The 20,969-nt window shown below is 46.9% G+C and carries 21 protein-coding genes; 9 read left to right on the top strand and 12 right to left on the bottom strand.

The window, feature by feature from the left end; all coding sequences use genetic code 11:
* Positions 1–3: 3 nt before the first annotated feature.
* The 3 genes from msrP to ICN24_RS03180 form a co-directional block, all read right to left on the bottom strand.
* Positions 4–966 (bottom strand): protein-methionine-sulfoxide reductase catalytic subunit MsrP, encoded by a 963-nt coding sequence (msrP, locus tag ICN24_RS03190; protein WP_216221281.1) that lies wholly within the window; start codon positions 964–966, stop codon positions 4–6.
* A gap of 77 nt (positions 967–1,043) precedes the next feature.
* On the bottom strand, positions 1,044–1,451 hold the full coding sequence (locus tag ICN24_RS03185; protein WP_216221280.1) for a BLUF domain-containing protein: 408 nt from the start codon (positions 1,449–1,451) through the stop codon (positions 1,044–1,046).
* Positions 1,452–1,548: 97 nt separating this feature from the next.
* A complete protein-coding gene (locus tag ICN24_RS03180; RefSeq protein WP_216221279.1) occupies positions 1,549–3,786 on the bottom strand; it encodes an NADP-dependent isocitrate dehydrogenase in 2,238 nt (745 codons plus the stop codon).
* A 269-nt stretch (positions 3,787–4,055) separates the two neighbouring features.
* Here ICN24_RS03180 and ICN24_RS03175 point away from each other — a divergent pair, with 269 nt between their 5' ends.
* On the top strand, positions 4,056–4,403 hold the full coding sequence (locus tag ICN24_RS03175; RefSeq protein WP_216221278.1) for an FKBP-type peptidyl-prolyl cis-trans isomerase: 348 nt from the start codon (positions 4,056–4,058) through the stop codon (positions 4,401–4,403).
* A gap of 84 nt (positions 4,404–4,487) precedes the next feature.
* Here ICN24_RS03175 and ICN24_RS03170 read toward each other — a convergent pair whose 3' ends face one another.
* Entirely contained in the window at positions 4,488–5,441 is a 954-nt protein-coding gene (locus ICN24_RS03170) for a transglycosylase SLT domain-containing protein (protein WP_255532546.1), read from the bottom strand.
* Between the two features lie 529 nt (positions 5,442–5,970).
* Here ICN24_RS03170 and ICN24_RS03165 point away from each other — a divergent pair.
* Positions 5,971–7,014 carry a DNA/RNA non-specific endonuclease gene (locus tag ICN24_RS03165; protein ID WP_216221276.1) on the top strand — a complete coding sequence of 348 codons (1,044 nt, stop codon included), beginning with the start codon at positions 5,971–5,973 and terminating at the stop codon, positions 7,012–7,014.
* On the opposite strand, the gene ICN24_RS03160 is transcribed toward ICN24_RS03165, so the two are convergent.
* Positions 7,006–7,248 carry a DUF3820 family protein gene (locus ICN24_RS03160; RefSeq protein ID WP_216221273.1) on the bottom strand — a complete coding sequence of 81 codons (243 nt, stop codon included), beginning with the start codon at positions 7,246–7,248 and terminating at the stop codon, positions 7,006–7,008. The two genes, ICN24_RS03165 and ICN24_RS03160, sit on opposite strands and share 9 nt — an antisense overlap.
* A gap of 166 nt (positions 7,249–7,414) precedes the next feature.
* Between ICN24_RS03160 and ICN24_RS03155 the strand changes: the two genes are divergently transcribed.
* The 6 genes from ICN24_RS03155 to ICN24_RS03130 are packed head-to-tail and all read left to right on the top strand — an operon-like array spanning position 7,415 to position 11,557.
* The gene (locus ICN24_RS03155; protein WP_216221272.1) at positions 7,415–8,329 is read left to right on the top strand and encodes a DUF6662 family protein; all 915 of its coding nucleotides are present in this window, start codon (positions 7,415–7,417) and stop codon (positions 8,327–8,329) included.
* Between the two features lie 18 nt (positions 8,330–8,347).
* Positions 8,348–8,884, top strand: a complete 537-nt coding sequence (locus tag ICN24_RS03150; RefSeq protein ID WP_255532545.1) for an FMN-binding protein — start codon at positions 8,348–8,350, stop codon at positions 8,882–8,884.
* Positions 8,881–9,705 carry an FAD:protein FMN transferase gene (locus tag ICN24_RS03145; protein WP_216859879.1) on the top strand — a complete coding sequence of 275 codons (825 nt, stop codon included), beginning with the start codon at positions 8,881–8,883 and terminating at the stop codon, positions 9,703–9,705. The genes ICN24_RS03150 and ICN24_RS03145 overlap by 4 nt, the downstream gene beginning before the upstream one ends.
* Positions 9,702–10,130 (top strand): hypothetical protein, encoded by a 429-nt coding sequence (locus tag ICN24_RS03140; protein WP_216221271.1) that lies wholly within the window; start codon positions 9,702–9,704, stop codon positions 10,128–10,130. The genes ICN24_RS03145 and ICN24_RS03140 overlap by 4 nt, the downstream gene beginning before the upstream one ends.
* Before the next feature lie 42 nt (positions 10,131–10,172).
* Positions 10,173–10,991: a sulfite exporter TauE/SafE family protein gene (locus tag ICN24_RS03135; RefSeq protein ID WP_216221270.1), complete on the top strand. Its 819-nt coding sequence runs from the start codon at positions 10,173–10,175 to the stop codon at positions 10,989–10,991.
* A 59-nt stretch (positions 10,992–11,050) separates the two neighbouring features.
* A complete protein-coding gene (locus ICN24_RS03130; RefSeq protein ID WP_216221269.1) occupies positions 11,051–11,557 on the top strand; it encodes a hypothetical protein in 507 nt (168 codons plus the stop codon).
* A 73-nt stretch (positions 11,558–11,630) separates the two neighbouring features.
* Here ICN24_RS03130 and ICN24_RS03125 read toward each other — a convergent pair whose 3' ends face one another.
* The 6 genes from ICN24_RS03125 to ICN24_RS03100 all read right to left on the bottom strand — a co-directional run bounded on the left by ICN24_RS03125 (position 11,631) and on the right by ICN24_RS03100 (position 19,215).
* Complete coding sequence (locus ICN24_RS03125; RefSeq protein WP_216221268.1) at positions 11,631–12,356, bottom strand: ABC transporter ATP-binding protein; 726 nt, start codon at positions 12,354–12,356, stop codon at positions 11,631–11,633.
* Between the two features lie 31 nt (positions 12,357–12,387).
* Positions 12,388–14,316, bottom strand: coding sequence for an ATP-binding cassette domain-containing protein (locus ICN24_RS03120; protein WP_216221267.1), 1,929 nt, complete (start codon positions 14,314–14,316; stop codon positions 12,388–12,390).
* Between the two features lie 2 nt (positions 14,317–14,318).
* Positions 14,319–15,197: a branched-chain amino acid ABC transporter permease gene (locus tag ICN24_RS03115; protein ID WP_216221266.1), complete on the bottom strand. Its 879-nt coding sequence runs from the start codon at positions 15,195–15,197 to the stop codon at positions 14,319–14,321.
* Positions 15,198–15,339: 142 nt separating this feature from the next.
* The gene (locus ICN24_RS03110; RefSeq protein ID WP_216221264.1) at positions 15,340–16,524 is read right to left on the bottom strand and encodes an ABC transporter substrate-binding protein; all 1,185 of its coding nucleotides are present in this window, start codon (positions 16,522–16,524) and stop codon (positions 15,340–15,342) included.
* 146 nt (positions 16,525–16,670) lie between these two features.
* Positions 16,671–17,555 (bottom strand): EamA family transporter, encoded by an 885-nt coding sequence (locus ICN24_RS03105; RefSeq protein ID WP_216222196.1) that lies wholly within the window; start codon positions 17,553–17,555, stop codon positions 16,671–16,673.
* A gap of 40 nt (positions 17,556–17,595) precedes the next feature.
* Complete coding sequence (locus ICN24_RS03100; protein WP_216221263.1) at positions 17,596–19,215, bottom strand: GMC family oxidoreductase; 1,620 nt, start codon at positions 19,213–19,215, stop codon at positions 17,596–17,598.
* A 115-nt stretch (positions 19,216–19,330) separates the two neighbouring features.
* Here ICN24_RS03100 and yjgA point away from each other — a divergent pair, with 115 nt between their 5' ends.
* Positions 19,331–19,858, top strand: a complete 528-nt coding sequence (gene yjgA, locus ICN24_RS03095; protein WP_216221262.1) for a ribosome biogenesis factor YjgA — start codon at positions 19,331–19,333, stop codon at positions 19,856–19,858.
* Here yjgA and ICN24_RS03090 read toward each other — a convergent pair.
* The gene (locus ICN24_RS03090) at positions 19,855–20,943 is read right to left on the bottom strand and encodes an acyltransferase (protein ID WP_216221261.1); all 1,089 of its coding nucleotides are present in this window, start codon (positions 20,941–20,943) and stop codon (positions 19,855–19,857) included. The two genes, yjgA and ICN24_RS03090, sit on opposite strands and share 4 nt — an antisense overlap.
* Between the last annotated feature and the right edge of the window lie 26 nt (positions 20,944–20,969).

Below are 20,969 nucleotides of genomic sequence, written 5' to 3'. Positions count from 1 at the left end.
CATTTAGTAGTATTTTTTCAAATCCATACCGGCATACAAGCTTGCCACTTGATCACCATAGCCATTGAACATTTGGGTTTTAATCTTTGGCGCAAACATACCTTTCGCATCACCAATGCGTCGCTCTGTAGCCTGACTCCAGCGTGGATGATCCACTAATGGATTGACGTTCGAATAAAAGCCGTATTCACGCGCATCGAACTGATTCCAGCTCGTCTTAGGCATCTCTTCAGTAAAGCGAATCTTAACAATGGATTTAGCGCTTTTAAAGCCATACTTCCAAGGCACCACAATCCGTACAGGTGCACCATTTTGCTTAGGCAATACCTCGCCATATAAACCAAAAGTCAGAAGCGTTAAAGGGTTCATTGCCTCATCCATCCGCAAACCCTCACGATATGGCCAGTCTAGGATATTGCTGCTCACCCCAGGCATTTGTTTGCGATCGGCTAAAGAAATAAATTCCACATACTTGGCAGAACTTAAAGGCTCTACTTTGTTAATGAGTTTGGAGAGGGAGTAACCATCCCAAGGGATGACCATCGACCAACCTTCCACACAGCGCATCCGATAAATACGCTCTTCTAGCGGCGCTATTTTTAATAGCGCATCCATATCTAGGGTGACAGGCTTTTTGACCAAGCCCTCAATCGAAATCGTCCATGGTTTGGTTTGCAAGCTGCCAGCATTGGCAGCGGGATCCGCCTTATCAGTGCCAAACTCATAGAAATTGTTATAGCTAGTGACGTACTTATAAGGTGTCGCCTCATCTTTGGTGCTATAGGCTGTATTAAGGGTTGCATTTAGCTTCTCGGGGCTAGCTGCCAATGCCTGCCTTGAAAACCAAGGCGCCAAGGCCGCACCAAAGCCCCCAGCTGCCGCAGTCTTGATTAAGGCGCGGCGGTTTTCGAAAACAGCTTGAGGCGTGATATCACTAGCAAGGATGGTTTTATCAATAAAACGCATGGCGAACCCCATTGATGTAATGGGTCTATTTTGCTACCGATATGAATTTATTGCTTGGCGAACGGCCTGTAAATGCTTTAGGTCTGTGCAGCCCGCATTTTATTGAGCAGGTTGAGGCTGTGCTTGTCCATACCGCCCACCATCTTCTCTAGAACGGGGTAGTCCTTTACTAAAGACTCGCCACCATAGAAGCGCAAAAGCCACTCAGGGTAGCTGCGTTCAGTAATTTCTCGTATCTCTAGCAACTCAACCCGATGATGGCGCTTATCTTCTTGAATACGCTTCCAACATTTCATAATATTGGCGCGCTCTCCCTCAATGATCTGACCAAACTGCTGGTTATCGTAAAACAAGATGCCAGTGATGCCATGATCTTGATTAAATGCCCGCGCCGACTCTAAGAGTCGCATTAGACCCAAAAAAGACATATCTAAGACAGCTTCGCTCAGATAGCTTAATTCGATCAGGTCTTTTGGTTTAGGCATGAATTGATAACGCGAATAATCAATAAAAAAGGCAAACCCGAAAGTTTGCCTTTAAATATTAAACCTAATTATTAAAATTAGGTCTTAGCGCTTATACCTATGCTGCTCTTGCTGCTTTCAAAGCTGCATTGAACGTTGGGCTTGGGCGCATTACTGCTTTGCACTTCTCAGGGTCAGCAACAAAGTAACCACCAATATCTGCTGGCTTGCCTTGAACTGCCTTGAGTTCCGCAGTGATCTTCTGCTCGTTTTCAGCCAAAGTCTTGGCTAAAGGAGCAAAGTACGCCTGCAACTCTTTGTCTTCGGTTTGCGCGGCCAAAGCTTCTGCCCAATACATTGCCAAGTAGAACTGGCTGCCGCGGTTATCCAATTCACCTGTCCGTGGAGATGGTGACTTATTGTTGTCCAATAATTTACCAGTCGCCTCATCGAGAGTGCGAGCCAAGATTTTGACTTTTGGATTACCTGTCTTGTCGCCGATATCCTCAAGTGATACCGCCAATGCCAAGAACTCACCTAAAGAATCCCAACGCAAGTGGTTCTCTTCAACCAATTGCTGTACATGCTTCGGAGCAGAGCCACCAGCACCTGTTTCGAACAAGCCACCACCAGCCATCAACGGCACGATAGATAACATTTTCGCGCTGGTTCCTAATTCCATAATTGGGAACAAGTCAGTGAGGTAATCACGCAAGATATTGCCAGTAACCGAGATGGTGTCCTTGCCACGAATAACGCGCTCAAGGGTGTAACGCATTGCACGAGTCTGAGACATGATCTGGATATCAACACCTTCCAGATCGTAATCTTTCAGATAGGTTTTGACTTTCTTGATGAGCTCAGCTTCATGTGGACGGTACTCGTCCAACCAGAATACTGCTGGTGTATTAGACAAGCGCGCACGGTTCACAGCCAATTTGACCCAATCGCGAATCGGGGCATCTTTACATTGGCACATACGCCAGATATCGCCCTCTTCCACGTTTTGCTCGAGCAATACAGTGCCATCATCCGCAACAATACGGGCTACACCTGCTTCTGGAATTTCAAAAGTCTTGTCGTGTGAGCCATACTCTTCAGCTTGCTGAGCCATCAAACCAACGTTAGGCACAGTGCCCATAGTTCTTGGATCAAAGTTACCGTGAGTCTTACAGAAATTAATCATCTCTTGATAGATACGGGCAAAAGTACTTTCAGGGATCACCGCCTTGGTGTCATGCAAGCGGCCATCCGCGCCCCACATCTTGCCGCCTACACGAATCATGGCAGGCATAGATGCGTCCACGATCACGTCGCTTGGGGAATGCAAGTTGGTAATGCCTTTAGCAGAATCCACCATCGCCAATGCTGGACGATGTTCGTGGCAAGCGTGCAAATCTTGAATAATTTCTTCGCGCTTGGATTCAGGCAAAGTTTTAATCTTTTCGTAGAGGCTGCTCATGCCGTTATTGGCATTCACACCCAACTCTTCAAACAGCTTGGCGTGTTTCTCAAAAGCATCCTTGTAGAAAATCTTCACTGCGTGACCAAACACGATTGGGTGAGAAACCTTCATCATGGTCGCCTTCACGTGCAAGGACAACATCATGCCGGTCTTGTATGCGTCTTCGATTTCTTTTTCGTAGAACTCACACAGGGCCTTTTTACTCATGTACATGCTATCGATAATTTCTCCAGCGAGTAAAGAGACTTTTGGTTTGAGCACAATCGTCTTGCCACTCTTGGTGACCAAATCCATCTTCACATCACAGGCCTTGGTCATCGTCATGGACTTCTCGCTTGAGTAGAAGTCGCCACCATGCATGTGAGAAACGTGCGTACGAGAAGCTTGGCTCCACTCACCCATAGAGTGTGGGTTTTTACGAGCATAGCGCTTGACTGCGGGTGGAGCGCGGCGGTCAGAGTTACCTTCGCGCAATACTGGGTTTACAGAACTACCCAAGCACTTAGAGTAACGCGTACGAATCGCCTTCTCTTCGTCAGTCTTTGGATCTTCTGGGAAATTTGGGATCTTGTAGCCCTTGGACTGCAATTCTTTGATGGCAGCCAATAACTGCGGAACCGAGGCGCTAATGTTTGGGAGCTTAATGATGTTGGTGTCCGGCAATAAAGTCATCTTACCCAACTCAGCCAAATTATCTGGCACCTTTTGTGCATCCGTTAAGCAATCGGAAAACTCAGCCAAGATGCGTGCAGCAACAGAAATGTCGCTCTTCACAATCTCTACTCCGGCAGGCGCTGTGAACGTACGAATAATTGGCAAAAAAGCGCAAGTCGCCAAAAGCGGCGCTTCGTCTGTCAGCGTGTAAATAATCTTTGATTTCTCTGAAGCCATTAACGTTTCCTCAATATTGATAAATTTACAGAGTCAGGTCTTTCACCTGCCACTCTCTTGTCCGCATTTTGCAAATCGCTTGTAGCTGGCTTCCCTTTTATAGAAGGCCGGTTTGCCAATGAGGCGAGTCCTCCATTTTAAATCATCGAGTCTGGCAAAAATGCAGGTTTTGCACCCTAAATCAGCATATAAACCCCAATTTAAGGGAATCCACCAAGGGCGTCGGGAATATACTGAGCGACCAATTTGCATGAAACAGGAAAAACATCATGACTGAACTCAAAAAAATCGATACCGTTGTGGGTGATGGCAAAGAAGCTGCGGCTGGCAATCACGTGGATGTGCACTACACCGGCTGGCTTTATGACGAAAATGCACCAGAACACAAAGGTCAAAAATTCGACAGCTCATTAGATCGTGGCCAATTGTTTAGCTTCCCCCTGGGCGCAGGACACGTCATTAAAGGCTGGGATCAAGGCGTTGCTGGTATGAAGATTGGTGGCAAACGTACTCTCATCATCCCATCTGAGATGGGCTATGGTGCTCGAGGCGCTGGTGGCGTAATCCCCCCAAACGCGACCCTCGTATTTGATGTTGAATTGCATGGCGTGAACTAAGCAATTTCGCACTAAGCAAAAAGCCACCCTAGGGTGGCTTTTGTTTTTTAGAAAAGGCTCGCTAAATTAAGAGCGTTAAGAGTGTTAAGAGCGCAAGTCCTTGCCATTGAGGGTTAAGCGGTTGATCGAACGCGTTTGGCACAAGCCAATCAAACGATTACGTTCCGCCATGACCTTATCGGCATAGCCACCATCATCCTCGGCATTGGCTGCACCCACATAAAACTTTAGGCCGTTACGTAAGGAACCAGCGGTTGCAATGAGGTACTTGAGGATGTAAGCGCCAACACGAATATTGACTTCAGGCTTTACCGCTTGGTGGGTTCCGCCGTATAAAGCATACTTTTCGCGATGCACAGAGGTCATCACTTGCATGAGACCTTCAGCACCAGCCTGACTCTTTGTATTGGGATTGAAGTTGGATTCAACAGAAATCACTGCCAACAAGAGCACGGGATCAATATTAACTTCCTTGGCGATCAAGATGGTATTAGATACATACTCTTCGATCTTGGAGCGGTCTAAGCCATATTTCTTTTCAAAGAAATCGGCTACTGCGCGCTGGTTCTGTATTGAGCCCATCAAATTGCTATCCAAGGCCTGGGGGTCTATCTTGGAAGTCGGGATGCGATCTGCCAAGTGGGAGATCGATTTCACTTGTACCTGGGCCACTGAAGGCATCAATAAAGCAACAGTTTGTTGTTTTGCGCTCGCCAAGCCAGCATTGTTCGGCTTGGATTTGCTGTAAATGACAGCGGCAATCTCAGTATCAGGTGCTACTGCAGCAGCCTCGTTGGCACTCTTATATTGATCGAGCATCCCAAAGCCATTGCTCCAAACAATATGGCGCGCCTCATCAGGCACCAGAATGCGGGCTAAATCAAAAGCACCGGCATTGGTGCCGTTACCTGAAAGCCAAAGTCCAACCACCATGAATACGGTCACAACGAGCAAACCATTAATGACGCGGTATACCGGCGCCATGGCATGGGCTAGCAGATCCTTAGCCGCCAGCGCTGCTGGTTGGGCGTTCTGCATCTCGCTCAAATTGTTAGATAAACATTTACTCATTCAGTTGTTGCGACACCATCTAAACCGAACTACTGATTTATGCTGCATCGCAATATATAAAAAACATGGGTCATCCTAAAAAGGTTCTTATATCAAGTCAAGAATAAAGAACTCTATTTCGATAACTTTTAGATCTTGAAATACGGGAGATCCCGTAGGATGTAGCAAAAATTGATATTTAATCTATATAAATCAATTACTTATACATGTTAGGAGACACTAATTTCATTCTATAAAAAAATCCCAAAATTTCGACTTTTTTACTATTTGGACTGAAAAATGTCCCTGAAAAACCATACATCTAGTGCTCAAGCGAGATCCTTTTTCTACCGGTAGTGCCACCGCGCGAATGCTGCAAGGCAAGAAAATACAGACTCCTGGGAGCGCACTCCAAAGAAAAAGATGGTCATTCCATGGTCAAACAAGCACTAGCTTCAGAGCTAACTTCGCACAACAGTAACAAGGCTAGATTTGCTCAGCCCCTACGCTAGAGATCATGAAAACGGTTCGTACACTTTTTGCTTCCTGGGTTTTTTTGTTCGCGCTCTTGGGCTCGAGCAAGGCCTTTGCCCTCTTTGAAGACTGCCAAACGTTTTTTCCGGACGGCAAGGCGCCCATCAGCGCGCAAGCTGGTAGGGACCTATGCTTTGATCACTTTGCGATTTATTACTCTCCCGCTGATAAGAAACCAATTTACACCGTGGAGAAACTCCATCGCGAGCAACTCAACGCGCCACACCCTCGACGCAGCAATCAATTCTATGAAGAGGCTCGCTTACCATATGCCGAGCGCTCTTTACTCGCAGACTATCGGGGCAGTGGCTATGATCGGGGGCACAATGTGCCTGCTGGAGACATGAGCAATGAACGGGGAATGGCCCAATCGTTTTCTCTAGCCAACATGATGCCGCAGGCAAGACAAAACAATCAGGGGATCTGGGCAAAAAATGTTGAGGAGCCCACTAGGCAGTATGTCAAAAGAGCAAATGGTGACGTATACGTCTTTACTGGGTCCACTGGCAAGCAGGGAAGTATTGGCAGGGGAAGAGTAACGATTCCCAGTCATCTATATAAATTGGTATACGACCCAAGTAAAAATCTTGCGTGGGGATACTGGATTGAAAATACGAATGAAGCTGCAATGACACCACCAATCTCCTATGAAGCTTTAGTAGAAAAAACGGGGATTGATTTCCAACTCCCCATCAAAGCCAATGCGCACGCTGTCGTACCGAAGCTCGACGGTAAAGTAGAGAAGTCTGCCAAGCCATTAAATACGATGGTTGGCGGTTGGTACCCCATCTTTTTTGATGACTACTCTCCAGAAAAGATCAACGCCTTAATTGCAAGATCCAAAGAAGGTAAGGTTGCCAGCGTGCAAATTCAATACGACCGCAATAGTGAGTTAGCCAAACGCATTGCCTCCCAATTGGAAGCGCAGACCTCCCTGTTTGTGAGCACCACACTAAGTAGTCCTCCTGATACCCCTGGAGTCAGTTACGAACGCAATCGTGTCACTGCGATAGTTCGTCTAAAGTAATTTTGATTTAGTCTGCAAGCCATGTGCTCGCTGAATGGGTGTAAGCAAGCCACGTAAGCCATTGTGATCGAGCGTGTGCATCAACTCCAACAACTCCCCCAACTCTCCCTTGGGAAAACCTTCGCGCGCAAACCAAGCTAAATAATTTCCAGGCAAATCAGCCAAGGCTCTACCGGCATGCTTACCAAACGGCATTTTCATGAGTACGAGTTTTTCTAGTGCTTGTGAGTCCATAGCAGAGAAATCTTACAAGGGAAATTGAATCTCCCTACAAATCTAAGCATTTATTGAGGAATGGTCTTTTAACCATTTGAGAATCATTCTCATTTGATTTGCTATATTGAGAATCATTCTTATTTAGGCATTCTCACTTTTCTCAACCAACCCCTCATTAAGCGCCATGAAACTAACCCTTCAAAAAATTATTGCTTTTAGTCTCGTCCTCGCCGCAGCCTTACATTTTTCACTCGCCCATGCCGGTGAAGGTGTCTTTGGCTGGATTTACACCTTAGACCTTCAGCCAAAAGGGAAGCTCGAGTTTGAGCAGCGCCTACAACTCAATCAATTACAAGCTGCGGGCACTTATGAGGCATGGACCGCTAGAACAGAATTGGAATATGGACTAACGAATGATTTACAAGTAGCCGGTTACATTAATTCGTATTACACCAACGCCAGTCAAAATTACACCAACCCCGAAGCTTGCGGCGACGAGCCAACCTGCACCGGAGGATATGGCGTACCTTCCTCGCATGATCCCGCTACCCCCTACAGGAAAAGTGGCATCGAAGGCGGATCTCTCGAGGCTATCTACCGCATCACCAACCCCGTCACTTCACCCGTAGGTGTTGGTCTCTACTTAGAGCCAACTTGGGGCAGAAATAAAGACGAACTAGAAGCAAGACTCTTATTGCAGTCGAACTTCATTGATGATCGACTCGTGCTCGCAAGCAACGTCGTAGTTGCAAATGAGCGTCTGAAGTTTATTGAGAATGGCAATGTACCAGAGTCTATGCTCGATATCTTAGTGGGCGCTAGTTATCGCTTTGCGCCCAAATGGTCGGCTGGCGTAGAGGCCCGCTTCCATAATGATTACTCAGAACTCAATTTACGCAACCAAGTACAACGCGCAACCTTTGTAGGGCCTAACCTACATTACGCCAGTAAAGATTGGTGGATCACGGGTGCATGGCGCTATCAACTAGCAGGCGGAAACTGTATGGGTGGCGGTGAAGCAGAATGCTCTAACGCGCGCGTTTGGGATAGTCACTCAGTAAATGAGTACATCGTCAAAGTTGGCTTTCCACTGAACTAAGCAATCGGAGTATTCAATATGCTTTATTGGAAAATCAGCCCTTATGCTCTTGGAGGCATCGTCCTAATCAGCGCACCCATGATTGCGCATGCCAAAATTTATGTCACCGCAGAGCAAGCGCAAAAAATTCTTTTTCCGAACACGGTACTCAGTAAAGCGCCACTTTTGATTACCGAAGATCTGCAAGAAAAGATGCGCATTGCCTCCAGTATTCGCCACCCGTTTCAAGGTGACCGCATCTGGAAAACAGTAGATGGTGCTTGGTTTATCGTTGACGAAGTCGTGGGTAAGCATGAAATGATTACCTATGCAGTTGGCATAAACCCAAGCGGTCGCATACTGGGCATCGAAATTCTGGAGTATGTGGAATCGTATGGCTACGAAGTTGCACAGGCGGATTGGCGCAAACAGTTTGTCGGTAAATCCGCAAAGGACCCCATCAAACTGAACCAAGATATTCAGAATATTGGTGGGGCAACCCTATCTTGCAAACATCTGACCGATGGTGTGAAGCGCGTTACGGCGCTCTATGAACTGGCACTCAAATCCAAATGATCACCCGCTGTAAACCCCTATTGGGATGCTTCGTTGAAATCACCGTCGATCAAGAGGATTGCCTGCAGGCAATTGAGCGAGCCTTTGGTGCGATCGAACGGGTACAAGAGTTAATGGGCTTTCATCACCCACAAAGCGAATTAAGTCGCATCAACCGCTCTGCCCACTGCCAAGCGCTCGATGTCCATCCCTGGACAGCCCAAGTACTGAGCACGGCCAAAGAGATCCATCGGCACTCTCATGGCCTGTTTAACTGCGGCATTGGGTATCGCTTGGTTGCCGCTGGTTTATTACCTCAACATATGCCATTACCCCGCCACAATATCGGCGGTATTGAGGATATTGAATTCCTATCCGCCGAACTAGTGCAAGCCACTCGACCCGTATGCCTCGATCTAGGAGGGATCGCCAAGGGATTTGCAGTCGATATGGCAGTCAAGATCTTAATCTCTGAGGGTATCCCATCTGGAGCAGTCAATGCTGGCGGCGATCTTCGAGTTTTTGGAGATACTCCCAGACCCATTCATATTCGAAACCCGCGAAAGGCATCTGAATTACTCCACATTGGCAGCTTGCAAAATGCAGCACTAGCCACTAGTAGCCTATATTTTGCAAATCGAGATCGGCAAGCTAGTCACTTTATCAATCCTTTAGCAAAAACTGATCAAGATGCTCATATCAATGCCCGAGGGTCTTACTCTATTCTCGCCAAAGAATGCATTTATGCAGATGCGCTCACTAAAGTATTGGCACTCACCGAACAGGAACAACATCCTTGTTTTGCTCAGTTCTCAGCACAAGCTATTTGGATTGCAGCATGAGTCGTTTAGGAAAAATGCCACATTGGCAAAAGTGGTTTGTGACAGTTGGCATGTTGACTTGTTCAATAACGGGCAGCCTATATTTGCTTGGCCATGAATTTGAGATTGGGCGCTTTCATCTTGGCACTCGCCATGTATTGGCACTGCATGGAATCGCAGCGATGCTGGCCACCTTAGCGCTTGGCTCAGCTCTACCATTTCATTTAAAGGCCGGCTTCAAATCCAAGACAAACTTTATTAGCGGATTTGGTCAACTCAGCGCTTTCGCTGTCTTACTGATATCCGGCGCGCTTCTCTACTACGGCCCAGAAACCATCCGCGAGACAACGATTTATGCCCACTGGATCATTGGTCTATTGTTTTTTGGGCTCTTTCTCTTGCACGCGCCTATTTTGGCCAAAGGGCACTTTAAGAAGGGGCCCTAAACACCGCTCACTTTCATCATTGTGGTTATAAAATCAATCACAATGGATAGCGCCTTACTCATCAGCCCCGCCCTTGGAATTTTCGTAGGCCTCCTCATGGGACTTACCGGCGCTGGCGGAGGCATTCTGTCTGTTCCACTATTAGTTTTTGCTCTACACATGAATATGGTGGATGCGAGCCCTGTCTCGCTCTCGGCCATTGCGCTTGCTGCCAGCGTAGGCGCATTAATCGGACTCAAGAATCATCTTTTACGCTACAAAGCTGCGATGTTCATGGCTATCTTTGGAGTGATATTGTCTCCTGTTGGTTTTTGGTTAGCGAACCGCATCCCAAATGGACCGCTGCTACTGCTCTTTAGTGGCGCCCTCTTTTATTCCGCATTGAATCAATATAGACAAGCACGCAAAGCAGCCTTGGGGATGCCCGAACCTCCAAGAGCGCCGCCACCTTGCTTAATCAATCCATCGATTGGAAAGTTCTATTGGAATATTCCTTGCGCCCGGGCACTTGCTCTTACGGGAGGCTTAGCTGGATTCCTCTCGGGGCTACTTGGCGTTGGGGGCGGCTTCATCATCATTCCCGCATTAATGCGCTATACGAATTTACCTGCACAATCCATCATCGTGACTTCATTGGGTGTGCAAGCCCTCATCTCTAGCGGAAGCGTGATCTTTGCTGCGTCAACTGGCAACTTTCATTTCATTGTGGCTGCCCCATTCTCCTTGGGCGCATTAGCGGGTCTGCTCATGGGCCTAGCAATCAGTAAGAAGCTCAGCGGACCAAAATTGCAGCAACTCTTTGCAGTAATGGTATTTGGTGTAGCTATCAGCCTTACTATTAAAGGTATACATGCCCTATGAGAAGACCTCTAGCATCATTTTTCTATATTCTTTTCTTCAGCCTTCTAGGAGTTCTGCTGATGTCCACCAATATACCTAGCAGCTTTTTATCAAGCTCTGTGAGCGCCGTATCAGGCACCGTCAGCAATCTCAATAATGAGTTGTTGGAGTACGTGAATCCTGAAAAGCCTACACACGATCATTCTTCAGGCTATTACAAACGCTTTTATCTTTCCAAGTTTCAACTGGGGGATCGCCAGATTGAGGCTAAATTCTCATCCCCTATGATCATTGCCAATGGCGACACCATGATGGTTGCAGGCTACCCTAAGGATGAAGCCTTTCAGGTGCTTGCCTATAGCAATCAAACCCAGCAAGTAAGCCATCACGAAAACTGGATTGTCCTAGGTCTTGGCGCAATTTTCTTTTTTGCTGTTGCTATCGGCCTTTTCAATAGCGAATTAGCCTTAGAAGGCGCTTTGATTCCGAAGCTCTTTTTAGCTGGCTTCACCTTGATAGCCATCTATATGGGTTATCGGGCATTACTCATTCGCGAAGCCATCAAACTCATCACAAACAACGGATAAAAAGACTGCATTAAAAAAGCCCTTATTTCTAAGGGCTTTTCTTTTATTGAGACACTACCAAGAGGGTATCGACTTAGTGACCGCCACCACCTAAGTATGCAGCCTTCACCGCAGGATCGTCCTTGAGCTTTGACGCAGGGCCATGTGTTGCAATCTTGCCGTTCTCTAAAACATAACCATAGTCAGCGACGTTTAATGCAGCAGCAGCAAACTGCTCCACCAACAACATCGTCACGCCTTGTGATTTGAGATTAGAGATGATCTTAAATACTTCCTCAACCAAGATTGGTGCAAGGCCCATGGATGGCTCGTCCAGGAGAATAATCTCTGGATTGAGCATCACCGCACGTGCCATTGCTAGCATTTGTTGCTCACCACCAGACAATGTACCAGCCAATTGATTGCGACGCTCTTTCAAGCGTGGGAACATTTCCAGGGCTTTTTCCAAGTCCGTTTTGATATCACCCTTAGGACGACTTCCAGTAAAGCGGGGAAACGCGCCCAAGAGTAAATTGTCTGTCACTGACATGGTTGTGAATACACGGCGCCCTTCAGGGCTGTGCGCTAAACCAAGGCGTGCGATCTTGTGGGAGTCGTAGCCATCAATTTTTTCGCCACCCAAAGTGACTTCACCAGCAGTAGGTTTGATCATGCCGGTGATGGCACGCATCGTGGTTGTTTTGCCGGCACCGTTAGAGCCAATCAAAGTAATCACTTGTCCTTTTGGAACATCAATATTGATGCCGTGAAGGACTTTAACTTTGCCGTAGCCTGCTTCAAGATTCTTAATAGATAACATGGTATTTACCGATTCAATATTGTTCTAGTGATTAAGTACCCAAGTAGGCATGAATCACCTTCTCGTTTGCCTGAACTTCAGCTGGCTTACCTTCTGCAATCTTCTGACCGAAGTCCAATACAGAAACCGTATCGCAAACCGACATCACCACATCCATGTGATGCTCAATCAAGATGAAGGTAATACCGTTATCGCGAATCTTACGAATAATGCGCAAGAGTTCCTTGATGTCCGGCGCGGTCAAGCCGGCAGCTGGCTCATCCAAGAGGAGCAATTCTGGATCAAGGGCTAGAGCACGAGCAATCTCGAGCAAACGCTGCTTACCGTATGGCAAGTTACGCGCCTCTTCATTCGCAAGATCATCTAAGCCAACAAACTTGAGCAATGCCATGGCACGTGCATGTGCTTCCGCCTCTTCACGCTTGTAGCGTGGCAAATGCAAAGCAATTTCCAATATATTGGACTTAAAGGTGTGATGCAAACCAACCAAAATATTTTGGATAGCAGTCATTTCACCGAAAAGCTGTACGTTTTGGAAAGTACGCGCAATACCAGACAGGGCAATATCAGAGGAAGTCTTACCAACAACGCTCTGACCAGCATATAAAACGTTACCAGCAGTCGGTACATAAATACCGGTCAAGACGTTCATCATGGTGCTCTTACCGGAACCGTTTGGTCCAATCAAGCCATGAATCGTGCCACGCTTGATGCTCAGGTCAACGTTATTCAACGCCTTCAAGCCACCAAACTGCATCAATACAGAATCCACTTTGAGCAGCTCAGAACCGGCATCTTTACTACCAACAGCGCTAATAAAGCTGATGGAATCATCCACTGCCTCAGCATCGCCACCGCGAACGGTTTTCGCTTTGCCAACGATGGACTGGTAGAAGCTCTTCGCAAAACCAACAATACCGTTTTGCAAGTAGTACACCACCAACAAAATCATGAAGCCGAAAATACTCAAGCGCCAATCGGAAATGCTGTTGAGCCAGAATGAGAATGCTGCCAAACCAACGACACCAGCAATCGGAATCGCAACACGGCGTGGCGTAGTCACTTTCTTAGACAAGGCCATGGTGGCGCCAACCACTACGACAATCGCAATAATTGAAGCGACGATACGGAAGAGGTTGATGTCATCGAGGAGTTTTGGCAACAACACAATAATGGCCGCACCAATTACCGCGCCTAAGCGTGACTTACGTCCGCCCATGATGATGCCGAGCAAAAAGAGCACAGCCAATTCATTGTTGTAGGTATTTGGAGAGATATATTGCTCAGAGTAGGCGTATAAGCAACCGGCCAAACCAGCAAAGCCTGCGCTAATCACAAAGGCAATTACCTTAAAGCGGTATACGGAAACACCCATACAGTCGCAAGCAACTGGGCTGTCACGTAAAGCTTCAAATGCACGACCCATTTGTGACTTCACAAAACGGTCGATCACGATCAAAGCCAAAATACCAAAGGCTGACACTAACCAGAAATACTCTGCTTTTGTCATTGGCACACCCATCAACTCTGGACGAGTCAACTTGATGCCTAATGGGCCTTCAGTCAACCAAGTCATCTCGTTAATAAGAATCTGAGCAATTGTTCCAAATGCCAAGGTCACCATCGCCAAATAAGGTCCAATCACCTTCAGGGCTGGGAGCGCGAGAATGCCGCCGAAAATGGAAGTCACAATAATTGACGCCGGAATCGTTGCCCAAATCGGCCAGCCGAAATGGAAGAACAAAATACCGGCAGTGTATGAACCAATACCAAATAAGGCAGCATGGCCCAAAGACACTTGACCAACATAGCCCACCACGATGTCCAAACCAAATAACAAAATGGTATAGATCAGAATCGTTTCAGCTAAGTGAATGTAGTAAGGGTTGTGAATTACTAGCGGCAATGCGAAAAGAGCAGCAATAGCAATTAATAGAGGAATGGAAGACTTCAGTTTCATCATTAAACTTTCTTAATTGCAGATTTACCAAAGAGGCCAGATGGTTTGTATGCGAGCACGAGCAACAACAAGATCAAACCTGGAACATCTTTATAGCCAGTAGATACATAAAAGCCAGTAGCTGTTTCAACAATACCGAGAATCAAGCCACCCACAATAATGCCAAGGCCGCTAGATAGGCCGCCAATAATCGCCACTGCGAAGGCCTTCAAACCTAAGGCGCCGCCCATGGTGGCACCTGTCAAAGTCAATGGCGCAATCAACACACCAGCAAACGCAGCGGTCAAAGAAGATAAAGCGTAGGAGAAGGTAATCACCATACTGGTGTTGATGCCCATCAAGCCAGCAGCATCGCGGTCATTGGCAGTTGCAACAACCGCTTTACCGTAAATGGTTTTGCGGTTAAAGAACTCTACCAACAACATCATGACCAAAGCACCTACAACAACCAAGATTTCCATTGGCAAAATATTGGCACCCAAGAAATTCATTGGTTCCATTGGCAATGGTGATGGAAATGGCAAGGCATCACGACCCCAAATATTTTCAGCAACGTTCTTAAAAATAATACCGAGCGCAATGGTGGACATAATCCAACCAAACTCGGATTTAATTTTGATCGCTGGACGCACACCAATGAGCTCAACGAAGCTACCTTGGATCATGCCGAAAATACAGACCACTGGAATCATCGCCCAGTAGTTCATGCCAAAGGTATCTACGCAGGTTAAGCCTACGAGAGCACCCAACATCAGCGCTTCACCTTGACCGAAGTTCAAAGTGCCGGATGTGGCAAAAGTGAGCTGAAAACCGAAAGCGATGACCGCGTAGATCATCCCCACCGCAATACCGCTCGAGAGGATTTGTGCAAGCATTTCCATGTTATTGGCCTAAATATTTTTAATACTTTTTATTAACGAATCCGACATTGTAAGCAAAACGCCGCCTTTTAGGCGGCGCTCTGTTTTAACAATTGTTGCAGTGCAAAATAAAGTTTTCTTTGCACTGCTAATAAGTCTTGAATTACTTCTTCTTAGACTTTGCGTCCTCAGCATTCAAGAACTCAACGCGGCCACTTTCTACTACACCCATGACTACGTCTTTAGCTTTGATAGCTTCGTGATCGGTTGCAGAGAATGGCTTGTTATAAGTAATCACAACGCCATCAACTGGGGTCTTCAAATCTTGCAATGCTGCCAAAATCTTTGGACCTTCAGTGCTGTTTGCTTGCTTAATTGCAGCAGCCAAGAGGTATACAGAGTCGTATCCTTGGGCAGCAGAAACTGGAGAAGCAATGTTGTTGTTCTTTGGTTTGAACTCTTTCACGTAAGCGTCTTGGAATGCCTTACGCTTAGCAGTAGTTGAAGGAGACTGGATGTAAGTTTGTGGCATTGTTGCGCCGTCACCATTCTTACCTGCAGTATCAATAAAGCTAGCCATCGACAAAGTCCAGCTGCCGATGATTGGCTTCTTCCAACCCAACTTCGCCATACCGTTGGCAATTTGTGCCAACTCAGGTCCGATTGCATAAGTCAACACTACTTCAGCACCAGCATTTTTTGCTTTGAGCAACTGTGAAGTCATATCTACGTCACCAATATTGAACTTCTCAGTAGCCACTGGAGTTACGCCGTAGGTCTTCAAGGCCTTTTCCAAATCTTCACGACCTAACTGACCGTAGTTGGTGGAGTCAGCCAAAATAGCTACTTTCTTCAAGCCACGCTTCTCAACTGCTTCTTTAGCAATCATTGGCGCTTGAATATTGTCAGCAGCAGCATTACGGAAAACATAGTTTTCAGCAGCATTTGGGAATTGCTTGGTAATCAATGAGCCGGTTGCAACGTTATTGAGCACAGGAATCTTAGCGTCTTGATAGAAGCGCTGAGAAGCCAAAGCCACACCAGTGTTGATGTAACCCAAAGTTGCTACTACCTTCTCGTTGTTGATGAACTCTTGAGTGATTTGAACACCACGCTCATTTTTCGCTTCGTCATCGCGCTCTACGAGAACGATCTTATTGCCGTTCACACCACCGGCAGCATTAATTTCTTTGGTTGCTAAACGCACACCATCACGCATACTCACACCCATTGAGGATGAGCCGCCTGTGAAGGGACCAATAACACCAACTTTGATATCGGCAGCGTAAGCGCCGGTTGCAAGCATTGCAGCAGCAGCCGCTGCAAAAATGTGATGACGAATCTTCATAAAGTCTCCATGACTAAAAAGCTAGTGAATTAAATATTTTTATAGGTACTACGAGTAACGAATAGCTATCTTACAGTTAATGTAGAGGCAAAAAAAGGGGTTTGTATTAGGGTTTTACATTAGCCCAAACAAGGGGCCCAATCCCATTAAAAATAATGCTGTAAACGTACCCGCAGGCTTGGCCAAAATAGGTTCACGATTAAACCTGCAATCACTAGGCCGGCCGCCAAGATCTTCCACAATGGCAAAGGCTCGCCTAAAAAATAGGCAGATGCCCCCATTCCGAAAATGGGTACCAATAAAGGCGCTGGGGCCACAACCGCTGCCGGGTGCTTCGAGAGCAACCAGGCCCAAGCTCCATAACCAAATAAAGTGTTACCCCAAGACTGCCAGAGAACTCCCAACCATGCCCCTAGAGGTGCCGCAACCAACGATGCGCTGATAGATTCCCAGCCGCCCTCAAAGATGAAGGCCATCACAAACAAGGGGGGAATGGCAAAGATGCTCGCCCAAACGACATACGAAAGCATATTAATTGCCCCAGCACGTCGGCTAGTGGTGTTGGCAACCCCCCAAGAAAATCCGCAAAACACCACCAAAGCCAAGCCTAAGAATGTGGTGGTCGCATCTGTGTGCGCTGCAATCACTACCAAACCGATCATGGCAATGGCGACTGCTACCGCTTGATAGAGCTTGAGCTTCTCTTTGGCAAACAGCATCGCAAAACCAATCGTAAAAAACACTTGGGTCTGAATCACCAGCGAGGCCAAGCCAGGAGAAATATTGCCGTCAATGGCGTAATACAAAACACCAAACTGCCCCACTCCTACCGCCAAACCATAGACACACAAGTTCACCCAAGATACCTTGGGTCTTGGTAAAAAGAATGCTGCCGGCAGAAGTGCAAAGAAATAGCGTAGCGCCGCAAATAAAAATGGCGGAAAACTTGCCAACGATATTTTGATGACAACAAAGTTGGTGCCCCAAACCGCCACAATCGCCAGAGCGAGTAAGAGATGGCTTACTGGCAGCTGGTAACCGGCTTGCGGCTTCGCATGTTGACCCTGAGAACTAGGCACGTGTGAGCAATTCTGCAACGCGCTGGGCAATCATCATCGTCGGAGCTGCCGTATTACCAGAGGTAATGGTTGGCATAGCAGAGGCATCCACTACGCGTAACTGCCCAATGCCTCTCACACGCAATTCAGAATCTAATACGGCCATGGGATCATCAGCGCGACCCATCTTACAAGTACCCACAGGATGGAATATGGTGGTACCAATATCTCCCGCAGCTTTGATTAACTCCTCATCGCTTTGGTATTGCGCGCCAGGCTTGTACTCCTCTGGCGCAAACGGTGCAAGCGCAGGGCTTTGCACAATATTACGAGTTAAACGCAAGGACTCTGCTGCCACTTGACGATCTTCCTCTGTTGACAAGTAATTGGGGCAAATCGCTGGTGGCGCTTCTGGATCTGTTGAGGTGATATGCACACTACCGCGCGAAGTGGGACGCAAGTTACACACGCTGGCGGTAAAGGCATTAAAGGAATGCAGATCTTCACCAAAACGCTCTAGGGATAAAGGCTGCACGTGGTATTCCACGTTCGCACGCTTTTGCTTTGGTGAGCTATAAGCAAAAGCACCTAACTGGGATGGCGCCATCGACATCGGGCCAGAACGCTTGAAGAGATACTCCAAGCCAATCATCATCTTGCCAAAGAGCGAGTTGGCTTTGGTGTTCAGTGTTTTGATCCCGCTCACTTTGTAAACCATGCGCAACTGCAAATGATCTTGGAGATTCTCACCAACTCCAGGAAGATTGGCCACTACTGGAATACCCAGTTGATTAAGGTGTTCCGCATTTCCGACACCCGAGCGCTCCAAGATTTGCACGCTACCAATCGCGCCCGCACTCAGAATCACTTCACCGTTAGCCGAAATGAGCGCTTGTGCAAGCACGCCATCCTTACGATATTCCACGCCAAGGCAATTCTTGCTAGCAGGATCAATCTTGAGCTTTGTGACTATCGCTTCAGTGAGTACAGTGAGGTTGCTACGCTTTGCCGCTTCTTTTAAAAACGCTTTGGAAGTATTGAGGCGCCAACCTTTACGCTGGCTGACATCAAAGTAGCCTACGCCAAAGTTATCCCCGCGATTAAAGTCGTCTGATGCGGGTATGCCTGCTTGCACTGCTGCATCTCGAAACCGATCCATGATGGGCCAACGTAAACGTTGCTTGGATACAGTCCACTCGCCACCTTTGCCATGCCACTCATTGGCAGCGCTGTGATAATCCTCAAATGCTTTATAGCGCTTGAGCGCGTTTTCCCAAGACCATGCTTCGTCACCGGTTGCCTGCACCCATGATTCATAATCACCAGCTTGACCACGCATGTAAATCATGCCGTTAATAGATGAGCAACCACCCAATACACGACCACGGGGATACAACAATGAGCGACCATTTAGGCCTTTTTCAGCAGCAGTTTTAAAACGCCAATCTGCTCTGGGGTTATCAATACAGTAGAGATAGCCCACTGGAATATGAATCCAGATGTAGTTGTCATTCTTACCCGCCTCAATCAATAAAACCCGTTTTTGAGGATCCTCAGTCAAGCGCTTTGCTAACATACAGCCGGCGCTGCCTGCCCCAATAATGATGTAGTCGTAGGTATTGGATTGAGTCATAGTCTTGATAAGGAATAAAACCACTTTTTATTCTGTGCAATGACCCTATTATTTACCAAACTCCAAAAATGGGCACTTAGCCTTCATAGAGGCAATACCCGTCTAAAATAGCGCTATGCATATTAATGAGAAAAATCGCACGCCCAAGCTTGTCGAGGCTGATGAAGGCCCTAGCAAGTCTGAGCTCAAGCGCCAAATGACCGAACGCCAGAAATTGGCAGAAGTCTTAGCTGCACTCAGTAGCGACGCACTCAAGACGATTCCTTTGGATGAGGCAATCAAAACAGCGATTGCGGAAACCAACAAGATTAAAAGCTTCGAAGCGATCCGGCGTCACAAGCAATACCTCGGTAAGCTCATGCGCTTTCTCGATGAAGAAGAGCTTGAGGCTATTCAAAAGCGTCTTGATGCTATTCAAGGTGTGAGTAAAGCAGAAACTGCCAAGTTGCATTTTTTAGAAAGTTATCGCGATCGACTGATTGCAAATGATGAGACATTTACCAAAATGATCGAACAGTATCCGGATATGGATATTCAGAATATGCGCACCTTGATTCGCAATGCTCGTAAAGAAAAAGAGCAGAACAAGCCACCTAAGGCTTATCGAGAAATCTTTCGTGTCTTAAAAGAGATGGGGCTTTAGAGCTTGAGCTTGCGCGCTGGTACTTCCACCCAGCGATACAAATAGGTAGCCGCGATCCAGCTTGCACTAACAGCAATCAGCATCAAGGCAATCGCCATCACACCATCATGACGCTGGCTCATCCCCCAACCGATGTATAGGGTGTTGGCTAGCAAGACAAAAGAAAAGTGAATTAAGAAAGCGCAATACGATCTGCGACTTCCCCAGAGGATGCCGTTCACCAATTTATGCTTTTTAGTTTGGTGCTGCGGTCTGCGCTGATCTTGCTTCTGATCCTTATACGCTTTATCGCCCCAGAAGATTAGCGCTATGGCCACAATATAGGCCAAAATATTTCTGAGCCAGAGCTGGTGAAAGCTCGATACCACAATCACCACACCAATCAAAACAATCAAGGCTTGCGCAAAACGATTGATGGATTTATCAGGATAGTTTTTGCACAGCTGTGCCAGTACGCCAAGGCCGTATGCGCCCATAAAATAAATGAAATAGTTTTCGTATTCGCCAGAGCGATTAAAAAAGAGCAAAGAAGCAACCGATAGAATAGTCAGCATCCACAATAGTGAGCGATAGCCTGGGAACATGCCCATCATGATGGCCAAAATAGCATAGAGCTGCCAATCAATTGCCACATACCAAACACCTGCTGAGATCGAATCTAAACCCAAAATCCCCTGCAGAAAAAAGAGGTGCGCTAAAAATTGCCCTAAAGTCTCAGACTCTCCAACAAACTCATCTTGTACCCAGAAGCGCGCTACCCAAGCGCACAACATGGTGATGATTAAGGCAACGATATAAGGCGCAAATAAACGCAAGTAGCGATTAAAGACCGTCTTTAAGACCGTCCTGGAGTTTTTCAGATCTGCTGTGCGGGAAAGCGACTGGGCAGCCAGATAACCGCCCATGACTAAAAAGATTTGTACTGCATAGCGGCCATACTCAAACAACCAAGTCATGATCCCAGGCAACACCTGCCGCGCATCCTCTGCAATCTGACCATAACTGGAGAAATGGTGAAGAATGATCGTGAGTGCTGCGAAAGTCTTTAAAAAATCGACTAGAAGAAAATGGTTTTTAGACTGCAATGAGACAACTTATTTTGAGTGGATGA

The organism is Polynucleobacter sp. UK-Kesae-W10 (genome assembly GCF_018881575.1).
Lineage (GTDB): Bacteria > Pseudomonadota > Gammaproteobacteria > Burkholderiales > Burkholderiaceae > Polynucleobacter.
The sequence above is the reverse complement of the archived record's forward strand: the minus strand, read 5'-3'. Positions and strand labels throughout refer to the sequence as shown.

Excerpts from the sequence above, each read along its gene's own strand:
- msrP (WP_216221281.1), bottom strand. The coding sequence starts at position 966 with ATGCGTTTTATTGATAAAACCATCCTTGCTAGTGATATCACGCCTCAA.
- ICN24_RS03145 (WP_216859879.1), top strand. The coding sequence starts at position 8,881 with ATGATCACCCGCTGTAAACCCCTATTGGGATGCTTCGTTGAAATCACC.
- ICN24_RS03120 (WP_216221267.1), bottom strand. The coding sequence starts at position 14,316 with ATGAAACTGAAGTCTTCCATTCCTCTATTAATTGCTATTGCTGCTCTT.
- ICN24_RS03170 (WP_255532546.1), bottom strand. The coding sequence starts at position 5,441 with ATGCAGAACGCCCAACCAGCAGCGCTGGCGGCTAAGGATCTGCTAGCC.
- ICN24_RS03155 (WP_216221272.1), top strand. The coding sequence starts at position 7,415 with ATGAAACTAACCCTTCAAAAAATTATTGCTTTTAGTCTCGTCCTCGCC.
- ICN24_RS03180 (WP_216221279.1), bottom strand. The coding sequence starts at position 3,786 with ATGGCTTCAGAGAAATCAAAGATTATTTACACGCTGACAGACGAAGCG.
- ICN24_RS03150 (WP_255532545.1), top strand. The coding sequence starts at position 8,348 with ATGCTTTATTGGAAAATCAGCCCTTATGCTCTTGGAGGCATCGTCCTA.
- ICN24_RS03165 (WP_216221276.1), top strand. The coding sequence starts at position 5,971 with ATGAAAACGGTTCGTACACTTTTTGCTTCCTGGGTTTTTTTGTTCGCG.
- ICN24_RS03140 (WP_216221271.1), top strand. The coding sequence starts at position 9,702 with ATGAGTCGTTTAGGAAAAATGCCACATTGGCAAAAGTGGTTTGTGACA.
- ICN24_RS03185 (WP_216221280.1), bottom strand. The coding sequence starts at position 1,451 with ATGCCTAAACCAAAAGACCTGATCGAATTAAGCTATCTGAGCGAAGCT.
- yjgA (WP_216221262.1), top strand. The coding sequence starts at position 19,331 with ATGCATATTAATGAGAAAAATCGCACGCCCAAGCTTGTCGAGGCTGAT.
- ICN24_RS03175 (WP_216221278.1), top strand. The coding sequence starts at position 4,056 with ATGACTGAACTCAAAAAAATCGATACCGTTGTGGGTGATGGCAAAGAA.
- ICN24_RS03100 (WP_216221263.1), bottom strand. The coding sequence starts at position 19,215 with ATGACTCAATCCAATACCTACGACTACATCATTATTGGGGCAGGCAGC.
- ICN24_RS03135 (WP_216221270.1), top strand. The coding sequence starts at position 10,173 with ATGGATAGCGCCTTACTCATCAGCCCCGCCCTTGGAATTTTCGTAGGC.
- ICN24_RS03125 (WP_216221268.1), bottom strand. The coding sequence starts at position 12,356 with ATGTTATCTATTAAGAATCTTGAAGCAGGCTACGGCAAAGTTAAAGTC.
- ICN24_RS03115 (WP_216221266.1), bottom strand. The coding sequence starts at position 15,197 with ATGGAAATGCTTGCACAAATCCTCTCGAGCGGTATTGCGGTGGGGATG.
- ICN24_RS03110 (WP_216221264.1), bottom strand. The coding sequence starts at position 16,524 with ATGAAGATTCGTCATCACATTTTTGCAGCGGCTGCTGCTGCAATGCTT.
- ICN24_RS03160 (WP_216221273.1), bottom strand. The coding sequence starts at position 7,248 with ATGGACTCACAAGCACTAGAAAAACTCGTACTCATGAAAATGCCGTTT.
- ICN24_RS03130 (WP_216221269.1), top strand. The coding sequence starts at position 11,051 with ATGTCCACCAATATACCTAGCAGCTTTTTATCAAGCTCTGTGAGCGCC.